This window comes from Kutzneria buriramensis (assembly GCF_003387475.1).
Taxonomy (GTDB): Bacteria; Actinomycetota; Actinomycetes; order Mycobacteriales; family Pseudonocardiaceae; genus Kutzneria; species Kutzneria buriramensis.
In genome coordinates this window covers 163,815-176,913 of sequence record NZ_QUNO01000008.1, presented here as the reverse complement: position 1 = coordinate 176,913, position 13,099 = coordinate 163,815, and the positions used below count along the sequence as shown (strand labels likewise).

The following is a 13,099-nucleotide window of genomic DNA, read 5'->3' as shown; positions in this document are numbered from 1 at the left end:
CGAGCATCACCGCGCTGGAATACGGCTTGGTAACGGGCTAATGCCGTCGGGGGACACCTGAACGGGTATCCCCCGACGGAGGCGGGTTCACGCCTTGGCCGACTCACCCTTCGGGGTGGGCTTGGCGTCCACGCCGGCCTCCTTGCGCTGCTGCGCGGTGATCGGCGCGGGCGCGGCGGTCAGCGGGTCGTAGCCGCCGCCGGACTTCGGGAACGCGATCACCTCGCGGATCGAGCTCTCGCCGGCCAGCAACATGACGATGCGGTCCCAGCCGAAGGCGATGCCGCCGTGCGGCGGGGCGCCGTACTTGAAGGCCTCCAGCAGGAAGCCGAACTTCTCCTCGGCCTCGGCCTCGCCGAGACCCATGATCGCGAACACCCGCTTCTGCACGTCCGGGCGGTGGATACGGATGGAGCCGCCGCCGATCTCGTTGCCGTTGCAGACGATGTCGTAGGCGTAGGCCAGGGCCTTGCCCGGGTCCTCCTCGAACCGGTCGATCCACTCCGGCGTGGGCGAGGTGAAGGCGTGGTGCACCGCGGTCCACTTGCCGCTGCCCACCGCCACGTCGTCGCCGATCTTGTCCACGGACTCGAACAGCGGCGCATCCACCACCCAGACGAAGGACCAGGCGGACTCGTCGATCAGGCCGACGCGGCGGCCGATCTCCAGCCGGGCCGCGCCCAGCAGCGCGCGGGCGTCCGACGGGTCGCCGGCGGCGAAGAAGATGCAGTCGCCGGCGTTGGCGCCGACGGCCTTGGCCAGGCCCTCGCGCTCGGTGTCGGACAGGTTCTTGGCCACCGGGCCGCCGAGCGTGCCGTCCTCGGCGACGAGCACGTACGCGAGGCCCTTGGCGCCGCGCTGCTTGGCCCAGTCCTGCCACGCGTCCAGGGTGCGGCGGGGCTGGTCGGCGCCGCCGGGCATGACCACCGCGCCCACGTACGGGGCCTTGAACACGCGGAACGGCGTGTCCTGGAAGTACTCGGTGAGCTCGGTCAGCTCCAGGCCGAAGCGCAGGTCCGGCTTGTCGGTGCCGTAGCGGGCCATCGCGTCCGCGTAGGTCATGCGGGCGATCGGGCCCTCGATCGTGTGACCGGCCAGCTCGCTCCACAGCGCCTTGACCACGGCCTCGCCGAGCTCGATCACGTCGTCCTGCTCGACGAAGCTCATCTCGATGTCGAGCTGGGTGAACTCGGGCTGCCGGTCGGCGCGGAAGTCCTCGTCCCGGTAGCAGCGGGCGATCTGGTAGTAGCGCTCCATGCCGGCCACCATCAGCAGCTGCTTGAACAGCTGGGGCGACTGCGGCAGCGCGTACCAGGAGCCGGGCTGCAGCCGCGCCGGCACCAGGAAGTCGCGGGCGCCCTCGGGCGTGGACCGGGTCAGCGTCGGCGTCTCGATCTCGACGAAGTCGCGGTCGTCCAGCACGCGGCGGGCGATCCGGCTGGCCTGGCTGCGCATCCGGATGGCCTTGGCCGGGCCGGAGCGGCGCAGGTCGAGGTAGCGGTGGCGCAGCCGCGCCTCCTCGCCGACCTCCAGGTTGTCGTCGAGCTGGAACGGCAGCGGCGCGGCCTCGGAGAGCACCTCGAACTCGGTGACCGTGACCTCGATCTGGCCGGTGGCGATGTCCGGGTTGTCGTTGCCCTCGGGGCGGCGCACGACCTCGCCGGTGACCTTGAGGCAGTACTCGGCGCGCAGCCGGTGCGCGCGCTCGGCCATCTCGCCCTCGCGGAACACGACCTGGGCCACGCCGGAGGCGTCGCGCAGGTCGATGAAGATGACGCCGCCGTGATCGCGCCGGCGCGCCACCCACCCGGTCAGGGTGACGGACTGCCCGGCCTGCTCGGCCCGGAGCGTCCCGGCCTCGTGCGTGCGCATCACGGGTACAGCTCTCCTCGGATTCATTGGACGGACTTGCCAGGTGGTCGATACAGCCACCCGACAGGTTAGCCAACCTCGCCGAACACGTTTCTGGCGGTGCCGTTGACGCAAGTGGTCCAGACCACCTACCGTGATGGCCAGCACACGCTTTGTCCCTTTTCCACGGGTCCAGCCCAGGGTTTGCCGCCGCCGCCCGAACGCCGGATCCGTTCCTGCACCCGAGGGAGCAACAGCATGGCCACTCTGACCAGGCGGCGGGTCGCGGCGGGCGCCGCGGCGCTCGCGGGCTTGCTCGCCACCGCACTGATGGGCACCCCCGCCTCCACGGCGGCCCCCGCTGCCCCGGCGGCCGGCACCACGATGGTCGGCTACTTCACCAACTGGGGCATCTACGACCGCGCCTACCAGGTGAAGAACCTGGAGACCAGCGCCACCGCCGGCAAGCTGAACGTGATCAACTACGCGTTCGGCAGCCCGGCCGGCGGCAAGTGCGCGCTGACCGACGCCTACGCCGACTACCAGAAGGTGTTCGACGCCGGCAGCAGCGTGAACGGCAAGGCCGACGCCGGGCCGCTGTACGGCAACTTCAACCAGCTGCGTGAGCTGAAGGCCAAGCACCCCGGCCTGAAGGTGGTCTTCTCCATCGGCGGCTGGACGCTGTCCGACGGCTTCACCCAGGCCGCCAAGAACCCGGCCGCCTTCGCGTCGTCCTGCTACAGCATGATCAAGGACCCGCGGTGGGCCGACGTGTTCGACGGCATCGACATCGACTGGGAGTACCCGAACGCCTGCGGCCTGGGCTGCGACACCAGCGGCGCGGCGGCGTTCAAGAACGTGCTGTCCGCCGTGCGGTCCAAGTTCGGCTCCGGGGCCCTGGTCACCGCGGCGATCACCGCCGACGGGACCAGCGGCGGCAAGATCGACGCCGCCGACTACGCCGGCGCCGCGCAGTACGTCAACTGGTACAACGTGATGACCTACGACTACTTCGGCGCCTGGGCCCCGACCGGGCCGACCGCCCCGAACGCGCCGCTGAACTCCTACACCGGCATCCCCACCGCCGGCTTCTACGCCGACGCGGCCATCCAGAAGCTCAAGAGCAAGGGCGTCGCGTCGTCGAAGATGTTGCTGGGCATCGGTTTCTACGGCCGCGGCTGGACCGGCGTCACGCAGGCCACGCCCGGCGGCAAGGCCACCGGCGCCGCGCCCGGCAAGTACGAGGCCGGCATCCAGGACTACAAGCTGCTCAAGACGTCCTGCCCGGCCACCGGCACGGTCGCCGGCACCGCGTACGCCAAGTGCGGCAGCCAGTGGTGGAGCTACGACACGCCGGCCACCGTCAAGGGCAAGATGAGCTACGCCAAGTCCCAGGGCCTGGGCGGCGCGTTCTTCTGGTCCGCCGACGGCGACACCAGCAACGGCGAGCTCGCCGCCGCCATGCGTGGCGGCCTCGGCTGACGCCACCTCTATGCAGGGAAGGACGCCTTACCTTCGTCCAGCGAGGGTAAGGCGTCCTTCCCTGCATTCGGGGTTCACTCTTCCGTGGGAAAAAGGATCGGGCTGAGCAGGTAGCGGGTCCGGCCGTCGGCCGGCTCCTGGCGCAGCCGCGGGACGATCACCTCGCGCAGCTCGGCGATGAACTCCTCCAGCTCTGGACGGCTCAGCCAGACCGAGTGCTGTCGGAAGCCGACGAGGTCGGCCGTCGGATCGGCGGCGTCCCGGTCGAGGTACGCCGTGAACTCGGCAAGCAGGGTCGCGAGCGCGAGGTCGAAGCCGCGGCGATAGTCGTCCTTGCTCAGGTCCTCGGTGTTGATCACCGCGTTGCGCAGCCGGTAGGTCCGCTCCACCGCGCCGCGCACCCGCCGCTCGGCCGCCACTTCCAGCACCTCGCCGGCGGCGAGCGCATCGACGTGCCGGTACACCATCGCCTTCGAGACGTCCGGCAGCACCTCGCACAGCTGCCCCGTGGTCAGCTCCCGCCCGCGCAGGGCGTGCACGATCCGCATCCGCACCGGGTGGGCCAGCAGTTCCAACATGGCTGCAATGTTCTCACATCATGCTACCGTTCGCATATGTTGAGAACGGTAGTGGAGCTGGCGTCGGCGGGCCGATTCGAGGAGCTGACCGAGTTGTTCGCGCCCGAGCTGCGGGCGGCGGTGTCGGCGGACACCCTGCGGTTCGGCTGGACCGCGGAGGTCGGCGAGGTGCGGTCGGTCGGCGAGCCGGTGGAACTCGGCCCGAACCGGTTCGCGGTGCTGCTCAACGGAAGCGTCGAACTGCGCATGTCCTTCGACGACGAGGGCCGGCTGAACGGGCTACGCCTGGCGTCGCCGGAGGTGCGGTGGCAGCCGCCGTCGTACGCGAAGCCGGAGCTGTTCGCCGAGCGGGAGGTCGCGGTCGGGACCCAGGCCGGCACGTTGACGTTGCCGTACAACGGAAGCGACGTGGGCGTGGTGCTGCTGAGCGGCGCCGGGCTTTTCGACCGGGACGGGACCGCCGGCCCGACGAAGATCCTCAAGGATCTCGCTTGGGGGTTGGGCAGCCGGGGCATCGCGTCGGTCCGTTTCGACAAGCCCGCCGACGCGCCGACCCTGGTCGAGGAGTACCTGCCGGCCGCGGTCGCGGGCGTGGAACTCCTTGCCGAACACGTGGATCGCGTGTACGTGGCCGGTCACAGCGCCGGCGGCAAGATCGCGCCGAAAGTCGCCCAGTGGGCGCCGGCCGTGGCGGGCCTGGTGCTGCTGGCCGCCGACACGTCCCCGATGCCGGAGGCCGCGCTGCGGGTGGCCACCCACCTCGGCGTCGAGGTCGAGGCGATGACCCGGCTGGCCGCGCGGGCCGCCGACCCCGACCTCACCGCCGACACCCCGGCGAGCGAACTGCCCTTCGGCCTGCCGGCGACGTATTGGTTGCAGCTCAGGGAATACGACCAGGTGGCGACCGCCATCGAGGCCGACCGGCCGATGCTGGTGCTCCAGGGCGGCCGCGACTACCAGGTGACCGTCGACGACGACCTGCCGGGCTGGCGGCGGGTGCCGCGCGCCGAGATCCGGGTCTACCCCGACGCCGACCACATGTTCTTCTCCCCCAACGGATCCCACGTCGACGAGACCGTCATCGACGACATCGCTCAGTTCACCCTGCGCCGAGCGTAGGTTCGCAGCGACTCCAGCAGCAGTTCGACGAACTCGGGCAGCCGGTCCGCCGCGAGGTCGTGCGGACCGGCCAGGGCGACGGCACCGACGACAAGGCCCTGTTCCCACACGGGAGCGGCGACGGAGGCGATGCCGCGGAGCATCGGGCCGCTGTCGCCGAGCGTATAGCCGGCTTCGCGGACGCGGCTGAGCTCGGTGAGCACGGCCAGCGCGCCGGCGCGGTCGTCGGGGAACTGGGCGGCGACGATCTCGTGCCGCTCACGGTCGGGCATGAACGCCAGCAGGACCCGCCCTACTGCCGTCTCGGGCAACGGGGTCCGCAGTTGCTGCACGGTCAGGTAGTTGAAGGGATCGTCGGTGCCGGCCCAGTCGGCGTACACGGAGGTGTCGCCGGTACGCACGGCCAGCACCGCGCTCAGCCCCGTACGATCGGCCAACTCCACCAGGTCGGCGTGGTTGACGGTCGAGACGAGCCGCTGGCCGGAGCGCATGGCCAGCAGGTACGGGGCGGCGCCGAGGCGGAAGCGCTTGTCGTCCTCCTCCAGGTAGCCGACGGCGACGAGGCCGTTGACGAGCTTCTGCACGGATGACACGGGTGCGTGCAGTCGTAGCGCCAGCTGCGTCAAAGTCAGCCCTGATCGCTCGGTGACCACCGCCTCCAGGATCTCCGCGATCCGGTCCACCGCCCGGTGGTGCGGGCGAAGCTCCGCCACGAGCACCTCCTTACCTATATGGATAGAACGGTATCACATTGCGTAACTCGCAGCCCGGGAGCAAAGTAGTTCATGTAAGGCAAACAACTGAGACAAGTGATTTTGGGGAAGGCGGAGAGCATGGGGGCTCTGGACGGCATCAGGGTGATCGACCTCGCGACGGTGGTCATGGGTCCGTACGCCACACAGATCCTCGGCGACCTGGGCGCCGACGTGATCAAGGTGGAGCCGCCGGCCGGCGACATGAGCCGGCTGGCCGCCCCGTACCGCAACGAGGGCATGGGCTCGCTGGCCCTCAACGTCAACCGCAACAAGCGAGCGGTCTCGATCGACCTGAAGAACCCGCGCGGCAAGGATCTCTTCCTCGACCTGGTCAAGACCGCCGACGTGCTGGTGACCAACATGCGACCGGGCGCGCTGCACCGGCTGGGCCTGGACTACGAGCAGCTGGCCGAGGTCAACCCGGGCCTCATCTACTGCAACGCGCAGGGCTTCCGCAGCGACTCGTCGCTGGCCGACCGCGCCGCCTACGACGAGATCGTGCAGGCCGCGTCCGGCACCGCCGACCTGATGCGCCGCGCCACCGGCACACCGACGTACATGCCGACGATCCTCGGCGACAAGGTCAGCGGCCTGACGATCGTCTACGCCGTGCTGGCGGCCCTGGTGCACAAGCAGCGCACCGGCGAGGGCCAGCGCGTCGAGGTCCCGATGACCGACACGATGCTCGCGTTCAACCTGGTCGAGCACCTCGCCGGCCGCACCTTCGAGCCGGCCGCCGGCCTGCTGGGCTTCTCGCGCAGCCTCTCCCCCGGCCACCGCGCCGTGCGCACGAAGGACGGCTGGGCGTGCATCCTGCCCTACAGCCGCCGCAACATCGACGACTTCTTCACCGAGGTCGGCCACACCGAGGCGCTGCACGACCCGCGGTTCGCCGACTCGGCCAGCCTCGCGGCCAACTTCGAGGCGTTCTACGACCTGATCGAGAAGTTCGCCGCGCAGCGGACAACGGACGAGTGGGCGGCCGCCTGCGCCCGGCTGAGCATCCCCTTCGCCCCGGTGCTCGACCTCGACGACGTCACCGAGGACCCGTACGTCACCGAGGTCGGCCTGCTGGAGTGCGCCGAGCACCCCACCGAAGGCACCTATCGGGTGATCGGTTCCCCCGTGCAGTTCTCGGCCACGCCTGCGAGTGTGCGGAGGCACGCGCCGCGACTGGGGCAGGACAACGACGAGGTGCTCGGCGAGCTCGGGTACTCCGCGGATGAGCTTCGTGAGCTGGCCGACGCCGGCGTCACGGTGAGGAGGTAGTGGTGAAGGCATCGGAAGTGGCCCGCCGGCTCGCGACCCCGCTGACCGCCCCGGCCTGGGCGCCGGTCCGGTCCCGGTTCACCGACCGCGAGTACCTGAACATCGTGTACCGCACGGATCCCGAGGCGCTGCGGGCGGTCGTGCCCGAGCCGCTCGAGTTCGACGAACCGCTGGTGCGGTTCGAGGTGATGAAGATGGGCGACAGCACCAGCTTCGGCCCGTACACCGAGTCCGGCCAGGTGATCCCGGTCCGGTTCGGTGAGGAGCGCGGCGAGTACCTGCACGCGATGTACCTGGACAACACGGCCGCGACGGTGGCCGGCCGGGAGATCAGCGCGTACCCGAAGACGGCCGGCTCGCCCCGGCTGTTCGCCGAGGCCGGCGCGCTGGTAGGGACTCTGGACGTCGGCACGCAGCGGGTTGCCACGGGAACCATGGGGTACAAGCACTACGCCATGGATCTGGACGAGGCCCGCGCCGAGCTCACGCTGCCCACGTACATGGTGAAGATCGTGCCCGGCTACGAGCGCGAGCCGCGGGTCTGCGAGCTGGTCCGCACCCAGATCACCGACATCACGGTCAAGGCGGCCTGGACCGGACCGGCCCGGTTGCAGCTGTTCCAGCACGTGCTGGCCCCGCTGGCCGACCTGCCGGTGCTGGAAGTGATCTCCGCCAGCCACATCGTCACCGACCTCACGCTTTCCGGCATCACGCCGGTGTTCGACTACCTCAGGGAGCGCTGACATGAAGATCGCAGTTGTCGGCGCCGGCACCATCGGCCTGTCCTGGACGACCCTGATGCTGGCCAAGGGACACACCGTCCGCGTCACGGATCCCCGTCCGGACCTGGCTGAAGCCGTACGCGACGCCGTGCACGAGTTCGTCCCGACCGTGCCGGGTTTCGCCGGCGAGGCCGAGGAACTCCTGTCCCGCCTGGAGATCGCCGGCTCGGTCGAGGAGGCCGTCGGCGGTGTGCATGCGGTGCAGGAGAACGGCCCGGAACGCCTGGAGTTCAAGCAGGAGCTGTTCGCCGCCATCGAGAAGGCCGCGCCGGCCGAGGCGCTGATCCTGTCCTCCACCTCCGGCCTCACGCCGTCGTCGATGTCGGCCAGGATGGCCGATCCGGGGCGGCTCGTGGTGGGGCACCCGTTCAACCCGCCGCACCTGATCCCGCTGGTGGAACTCGTCGGCGCGTCGGAGCGGGAAGTGGCTCGGGCCAAGGAGTTCTACCTGTCGCTGGGCAAGGTTCCGGTGGTGGTCCACAAGGAGGTCCGCGGCCACGTCGCGAACCGCTTGCAGCGCGTGCTGTTCGAGGAGTGTGTGAACCTCGTCGAGCAGGGCGTGGTGTCCATGACCGAGCTGGACGACATCGTCACCAACTCGGTCGGCGTGCGGTGGGCGACGGTGGGGCCGTTCCTGGCCTTCCACCTCGGCGGCGGCCCCGGCGGGCTGCGGCACATGATGTCCCACCTCATGCCTTACGTCCCGGCGGAGGTGCAGGAACGGCTGGCCGACCAGGCCGAGGCCGTCTATCCGTTGGCATCCAACGAAGAACGAGCCGCGCGGCGGGACCGCCAGCAGCTCGAGATCATCAGTTCCAAGGAGCGTGACGACGATGTCCGGTGACTTCTACGACTTCCAGAACCTCCTCACCGACGAGGAGAAGGCGATCGTCGAGAGGACGCGGGAGTTCCTCCGCGCCGAGGTCGCGCCGATCGCCAACGAGTCCTGGGCCAACGCCGAGTTCCCGCACCAGATCGTGAAGGGCTTCGCCGAGCTGGACATCGCCGGCCTGGCCTACCGCGGCGCGCGCAGCCTGCTGACCGGCTTCCTGGCCATGGAGATGAACCGCGTCGACCCGTCCATCGCGACGTTCTTCGGCGTCCACAGTGGACTCGCCATGGGCAGCGTCAACCGCTGCGGCTCCGACGAGCAGAAGGAGCGCTGGCTGCCGGCGATGGCGCGGATGGAGAAGATCGGCGCGTTCGCGCTGACCGAGCCGAACGGCGGCTCCGACGTCGCCGGCGGCCTCCAGACCACGGCCCGGCGTGACGGCGACACCTGGGTCCTCAACGGCGCCAAGCGCTGGATCGGCAACGCCACGTTCGCCGACCTGGTGGTGGTGTGGGCGCGGGACGAGGCCGACAACAAGGTCAAGGGTTTCGTGGTGGAGAAGGGAACCCCTGGTTTCGTCGCGACCAAGATCGAGCACAAGATGGCGCTGCGCACCGTGCAGAACGCCGACATCACCCTCACCGACTGCCGTGTGCCGGAGGCGAATCGGCTCCAGAAGGCACACGGATTCCGTGACACCGCGGACATTCTGCGGCAGACCCGCGGCGGCGTGGCCTGGCAGTCCGTCGGCGTGATGATGGGCGCCTACGACCTCGCGCTGGCGTACGCCAAGGAGCGGGTGCAGTTCGGCAAGCCGATCGCCGGCTTCCAGCTCGTGCAGGACCTGCTGGTGAAGATGCTCGGCAACGTCACCGCCTCGCTGGGCATGGTCGTGCGACTGGCCCAGCTCCAGGACGAGGGCGTGTACCGGGACGAGCACTCGTCGCTGGCCAAGGCCTTCTGCACCTCTCGGATGCGCGAGGCCGTCGGCTGGGCGCGGGAGATCCTCGGCGGCAACGGGATCGTGCTCGACTACAACGTCGGCCGGTTCGTGGCCGACGCCGAGGCCGTCTACTCCTACGAGGGCACGCGGGAGATCAACTCGCTGGTGACCGGGCGGGCGATCACCGGGCTGAGCGCCTTCGTGTAACGGACGTTCACGCTGCCGGGCGCAGCGGCGGCATCCACAGCCGCTCGCGGCCCGGCAGCACCAGTCGCACCAGCGCGGCCACCAGCACCGGCAGGCCCGTGTCGTCCGGCCAGGCCAGCCGGCTCACCGTCTTGAGTGCCCACTCGCGGTGCCGGTCGTCGCCGGTGGCTTCGGCCATGTCGAGAAGAAACTCCACGTTCTCCACCACGCCGTGGCAGGAGGCGGTGGCCATCGTCCACTGATCGGCCCGCACCGCCGCCGCCGCGGCGTCCGCGACCTTGCGGTAGCGCTCGTCGCCGGTGGCCAGCCAGGCCCGGACCAGGAAGCTGCCGACGCCGGCCGCGTCGCCGCACCAGCCGCCGAGCGGGATGCTCTCCCCCGGCCCCGCCGGCCAGCGCGCCGCCGTCCGGTCCCACATCGCCGCGTCGCACAGCTCGTCCGCGACGCGCATCGCCTTGAGGTGCGCGTGCCGGTCGTCGGTCACCAGCGCGTGGTCCAGCAGGAACGCCGCGATGCCGGCGATGCCGTGGCCGAAGCCGTACTTGCCGCGGTCGATCTCCTGGTGGCGGGCGCATTCCGCGGCCTTCGCGAGGAACTCGTCGGCGCCGGTGACGCGCCAGGCGTGCAGCAGCGTCAGGCCGGCGCCGGCCGAGCCGTCGCAGACGTCCGGGTTCGTGCTCAGCACCGGAATCTCGCCGGCCAGCTTGGCCGCCCGCACCATCAGCTTGGGGTCCGCGAGCGCGTGGGCCGCGTCCAGCAGCGCCCACACCGCCCCCGACTGACCGAAGTGGAGCCCCGGCAGCACCATGGACTCGCGTTCGCACCGCTTCGCCGTGTGCTTGGCCGCCGTGCGCACCGCCGCCGGCAGCCGGCCGTCACGGGGCAGCGCCGCCACCAGCGCGCCCAGCGCCGAGGCGCTGTGGCGGCGGGGATTCATCCGGTGCAGCAGCTGGCCGATGCCGTCGTCGAGCAGCCGGTCGCCGGGCACGCCCTCCGGGTGCACCGCGCCCGCAGCCACCGACCCGGTCGACATCACCGGCGCTCCCCCCTCCCCGGCACGCGAAAAGCCCACGACCCGTCCACAATTGCATCCGGTGATCGTCCGGCCGAAGGTCCGGAGCCCATTGTCCCGGGACGGCTGCCCCATCGAACACCCGCCGGCAGAACCGTGAAAATCATTCTTGTTTCATCGGGTCAACTGATCTGGCTGAGCAGTTTGCCGACCGCGTCGACCTGCTCGCGGATGGTGGTGAGCGCCGCGGCGCACGGGCCCGCGTTGGGGCCGTTGGTGGCCGGGTTAGCGTTGTTCACGCCGGGATTCTGGGTGCCGACTCCGCACTGCCGCTTCTCGTAGTCGGCGACGGCGGCCTGCATCTTGTCCACGGTGGCCTTGATGGCGTCGGTCTGCTTGGCGCCGGCGGTCTCCGAGGTGACGCTGTTGCCGAAGTTGGCGACCTCGGTGGTGTACCGCTCGCATTCCGGATACACCGTCGCCGGGCTCACGGTCTGGCACTGGTCGGCCTGCAACGCGGAGACCTTCACGGTGAGGTCCTGGACGCGGGGCCCGAACTTCGCGACCGGCGGCCCGCTCGGGCCGGCCTCGTGGGAACACCCCGCGACGGCGAGGAGCACGACGGGCACGAGCAGCACACGCAGGTTGACCACGACCTCCAGCGTAGAACAGGCCACGATCCGACCGAACAGCGGGCAAGTGGTGCTCAACCGAGACAGGAGGCCGGAAATTCCCGCCGGATACGTGAATCGCCAATGGGGCAGGAAACGTCGACCCTAGGGTCAGAACTGGCGAACGGCCAGCGTGCGGCGGGTAGTTTCGGCGGCGAAACGATCGGTGTGTTCATTCTGCGAGGCCCCACCATGGAATCCAGCACCAATGCCTGCCGCGCCGCGCTGGCCCCGAACGGCCGCCGGCCCAGACTCGGCCGGGCCAAGCACACGGGCTCCCTCGCGGTCGGTTTCACCTTCCAGCGCGACGCCGCCCCACAACCGGCGCCGGACGCCTGGCTGATCCTTCGTCCGGGTGAGATTCTCTTGTACAGCAGGGACATCGCCTTCGACGTGGTGGCGCAGGCGGCGGCCAGCCGGATGATCGCCGAGGAGCTGCGCCTGGACGAGGCGACGGTACGGTTCAGCTCGGGCCAGGCGCTGCACAACGTCGGCCTGCCGTGCGGGATCGCGCTGCGCCGGGCGGCCGGGTCGGCGTACTGGGGGCTGCAACGGAACGCAGCGGCGCTGCTGGAGGTGCCGACCCGGGCTCTCGCCTCGGACAACGGCCGGTTCCGGGTGCGCGGCGGGTTGCGCCGGGTGACCTACGCGCAGCTGCTGGACACGACGACCACCGTGCTGTCGCTGGACAACCGCGTGCCGCTGGTCTCCGATCACGACTACCTCGCCGACTACGTCGCCCCGGCGGCGGGCGTGCTCAGCAGCACGTCCTTCTCGACGCAGGGAACGGGCCGGTTCTCCGGCTTCCTGCGGGACGAGATCCGCCGGGGCGACGAGCCGCCCACGCTCGGCCTGCCGGCCTGACTCAGGTCAACGGCGTCAGCTGGCCGGGCAGGAACGGCGGCAGCTGGCCGGTCGCGTCCTCGTAACCCTTGACGGCGCCGTCGAAGGCGCCGCCCGCCGCGCCACCGACGGCCGCGCCGGCGAGCTGCCCGCCGGCCGTGCCGACCGCGGTGCCGATGGCCGTGCCGATCGGGGCGGCCGGCGGGGCGATCGCGCCACCGATGGCGCCGCCGATCGCACCGCCCGCGGCCCCGCCGACCGCGCCGCCGACGGCCTTGCCGATGTCGCTGCCGGGCTTGGCCGTGCCGGTCGCGGTGCCGGTGACGCCACCGATGCCGCCGTCCACCGCGCCGCCCAGGCCGCCGCCGGCGGTGGAGCCCAGCACGGACCCGGTCTGCTGGCCGAACTGCTCGCCGGCCTTCTGCCCGGAGCCGTCCTTCACGCCGAAGATGCCGTCCGCGACCGCGCCGACGGTGCCGCCGGCGAAGCCGCCGATGCCGGAGCCCAGCTGCTCGCCGGCGGTGATGCCGGCGTCGGTGAAGTCGGTCGGCTCGGCGGCGCTCGCCGTCGCCGTGCCGACCAGTGGCAGGAGCATGACGGCCGCGACCACGCCGCCGCCGACCGCGACGGACAGCGCCGACGGCCGGACCAGACTGTGACGACCCATGGGAATTCCTCTCTCGCAACGCCGGAATTGCCTGGACCGTAGCCACTTCCGGGCCGGTCGGCGGGGGCGCTGTGAGTCAGTTCATCCC

General features: G+C 70.7%; 13 protein-coding genes. 7 read left to right on the top strand and 6 right to left on the bottom strand.

Translation table 11 applies throughout. The features are described from left to right. Nucleotides 1–87: 87 nt before the first annotated feature. A complete protein-coding gene (gene aspS, locus BCF44_RS24150) occupies nt 88–1,875 on the bottom strand; it encodes an aspartate--tRNA ligase (RefSeq protein ID WP_116176635.1) in 1,788 nt (595 codons plus the stop codon). Nucleotides 1,876–2,109: 234 nt separating this feature from the next. On the opposite strand from aspS, the gene BCF44_RS24145 reads away from it, so the two are divergent. Beyond that, a complete protein-coding gene (locus tag BCF44_RS24145) occupies nt 2,110–3,333 on the top strand; it encodes a glycoside hydrolase family 18 protein (RefSeq protein WP_116176634.1) in 1,224 nt (407 codons plus the stop codon). A gap of 74 nt (nt 3,334–3,407) precedes the next feature. On the opposite strand, the gene BCF44_RS24140 is transcribed toward BCF44_RS24145, so the two are convergent. Continuing rightward, nucleotides 3,408–3,911 carry a helix-turn-helix domain-containing protein gene (locus BCF44_RS24140; protein ID WP_116176633.1) on the bottom strand — a complete coding sequence of 168 codons (504 nt, stop codon included), beginning with the start codon at nt 3,909–3,911 and terminating at the stop codon, nt 3,408–3,410. Nucleotides 3,912–3,947: 36 nt separating this feature from the next. On the opposite strand from BCF44_RS24140, the gene BCF44_RS24135 reads away from it, so the two are divergent. Next, nucleotides 3,948–5,030 carry an alpha/beta fold hydrolase gene (locus BCF44_RS24135; RefSeq protein ID WP_116176632.1) on the top strand — a complete coding sequence of 361 codons (1,083 nt, stop codon included), beginning with the start codon at nt 3,948–3,950 and terminating at the stop codon, nt 5,028–5,030. On the opposite strand, the gene BCF44_RS24130 is transcribed toward BCF44_RS24135, so the two are convergent. Then, nucleotides 5,006–5,743 (bottom strand): IclR family transcriptional regulator, encoded by a 738-nt coding sequence (locus BCF44_RS24130; RefSeq protein WP_147328616.1) that lies wholly within the window; start codon nt 5,741–5,743, stop codon nt 5,006–5,008. The genes BCF44_RS24135 and BCF44_RS24130 overlap by 25 nt on opposite strands. 120 nt (nt 5,744–5,863) lie before the next feature. Here BCF44_RS24130 and BCF44_RS24125 point away from each other — a divergent pair, with 120 nt between their 5' ends. Genes BCF44_RS24125 through BCF44_RS24110 form a run of 4 tightly spaced genes read left to right on the top strand, consistent with a single transcriptional unit; the run spans nt 5,864 to nt 9,818 of the window. Next, the gene (locus tag BCF44_RS24125; RefSeq protein WP_116176630.1) at nt 5,864–7,054 is read left to right on the top strand and encodes a CaiB/BaiF CoA transferase family protein; all 1,191 of its coding nucleotides are present in this window, start codon (nt 5,864–5,866) and stop codon (nt 7,052–7,054) included. 2 nt (nt 7,055–7,056) lie between these two features. Beyond that, on the top strand, nt 7,057–7,797 hold the full coding sequence (locus BCF44_RS24120; RefSeq protein ID WP_116176883.1) for an acetoacetate decarboxylase: 741 nt from the start codon (nt 7,057–7,059) through the stop codon (nt 7,795–7,797). Between the two features lies 1 nt (nt 7,798). Then, a complete protein-coding gene (locus tag BCF44_RS24115) occupies nt 7,799–8,680 on the top strand; it encodes a 3-hydroxyacyl-CoA dehydrogenase NAD-binding domain-containing protein (protein WP_116176629.1) in 882 nt (293 codons plus the stop codon). After that, nucleotides 8,670–9,818, top strand: a complete 1,149-nt coding sequence (locus BCF44_RS24110; protein WP_116176628.1) for an acyl-CoA dehydrogenase family protein — start codon at nt 8,670–8,672, stop codon at nt 9,816–9,818. Before BCF44_RS24115 ends, BCF44_RS24110 begins: the two co-directional genes overlap by 11 nt. 7 nt (nt 9,819–9,825) lie before the next feature. Here the strand turns inward: BCF44_RS24110 and BCF44_RS24105 are convergent, their stop codons facing one another. Together BCF44_RS24105 and BCF44_RS24100 are read right to left on the bottom strand one after the other, a co-directional pair. Then, nucleotides 9,826–10,851 carry a lanthionine synthetase LanC family protein gene (locus tag BCF44_RS24105; RefSeq protein WP_170217713.1) on the bottom strand — a complete coding sequence of 342 codons (1,026 nt, stop codon included), beginning with the start codon at nt 10,849–10,851 and terminating at the stop codon, nt 9,826–9,828. 161 nt (nt 10,852–11,012) lie between these two features. Further along, nucleotides 11,013–11,483 carry a hypothetical protein gene (locus BCF44_RS24100; RefSeq protein WP_147328615.1) on the bottom strand — a complete coding sequence of 157 codons (471 nt, stop codon included), beginning with the start codon at nt 11,481–11,483 and terminating at the stop codon, nt 11,013–11,015. Nucleotides 11,484–11,693: 210 nt separating this feature from the next. On the opposite strand from BCF44_RS24100, the gene BCF44_RS24095 reads away from it, so the two are divergent. Then, nucleotides 11,694–12,365 carry a hypothetical protein gene (locus BCF44_RS24095; RefSeq protein WP_116176625.1) on the top strand — a complete coding sequence of 224 codons (672 nt, stop codon included), beginning with the start codon at nt 11,694–11,696 and terminating at the stop codon, nt 12,363–12,365. Between the two features lies 1 nt (nt 12,366). Here BCF44_RS24095 and BCF44_RS24090 read toward each other — a convergent pair whose 3' ends face one another. Continuing rightward, nucleotides 12,367–13,011, bottom strand: a complete 645-nt coding sequence (locus tag BCF44_RS24090; protein ID WP_116176624.1) for a hypothetical protein — start codon at nt 13,009–13,011, stop codon at nt 12,367–12,369. Between the last annotated feature and the right edge of the window lie 88 nt (nt 13,012–13,099).

What these genes read in the sequence shown, in the direction of transcription:
- BCF44_RS24145 (WP_116176634.1), top strand. Translation starts at nt 2,110, where the DNA reads ATGGCCACTCTGACCAGGCGGCGGGTCGCGGCGGGCGCCGCGGCGCTC.
- BCF44_RS24140 (WP_116176633.1), bottom strand. Translation starts at nt 3,911, where the DNA reads ATGTTGGAACTGCTGGCCCACCCGGTGCGGATGCGGATCGTGCACGCC.
- BCF44_RS24135 (WP_116176632.1), top strand. Translation starts at nt 3,948, where the DNA reads ATGTTGAGAACGGTAGTGGAGCTGGCGTCGGCGGGCCGATTCGAGGAG.
- BCF44_RS24125 (WP_116176630.1), top strand. Translation starts at nt 5,864, where the DNA reads ATGGGGGCTCTGGACGGCATCAGGGTGATCGACCTCGCGACGGTGGTC.
- BCF44_RS24115 (WP_116176629.1), top strand. Translation starts at nt 7,799, where the DNA reads ATGAAGATCGCAGTTGTCGGCGCCGGCACCATCGGCCTGTCCTGGACG.
- BCF44_RS24110 (WP_116176628.1), top strand. Translation starts at nt 8,670, where the DNA reads ATGTCCGGTGACTTCTACGACTTCCAGAACCTCCTCACCGACGAGGAG.
- BCF44_RS24105 (WP_170217713.1), bottom strand. Translation starts at nt 10,851, where the DNA reads ATGTCGACCGGGTCGGTGGCTGCGGGCGCGGTGCACCCGGAGGGCGTG.
- BCF44_RS24095 (WP_116176625.1), top strand. Translation starts at nt 11,694, where the DNA reads ATGGAATCCAGCACCAATGCCTGCCGCGCCGCGCTGGCCCCGAACGGC.
- BCF44_RS24090 (WP_116176624.1), bottom strand. Translation starts at nt 13,011, where the DNA reads ATGGGTCGTCACAGTCTGGTCCGGCCGTCGGCGCTGTCCGTCGCGGTC.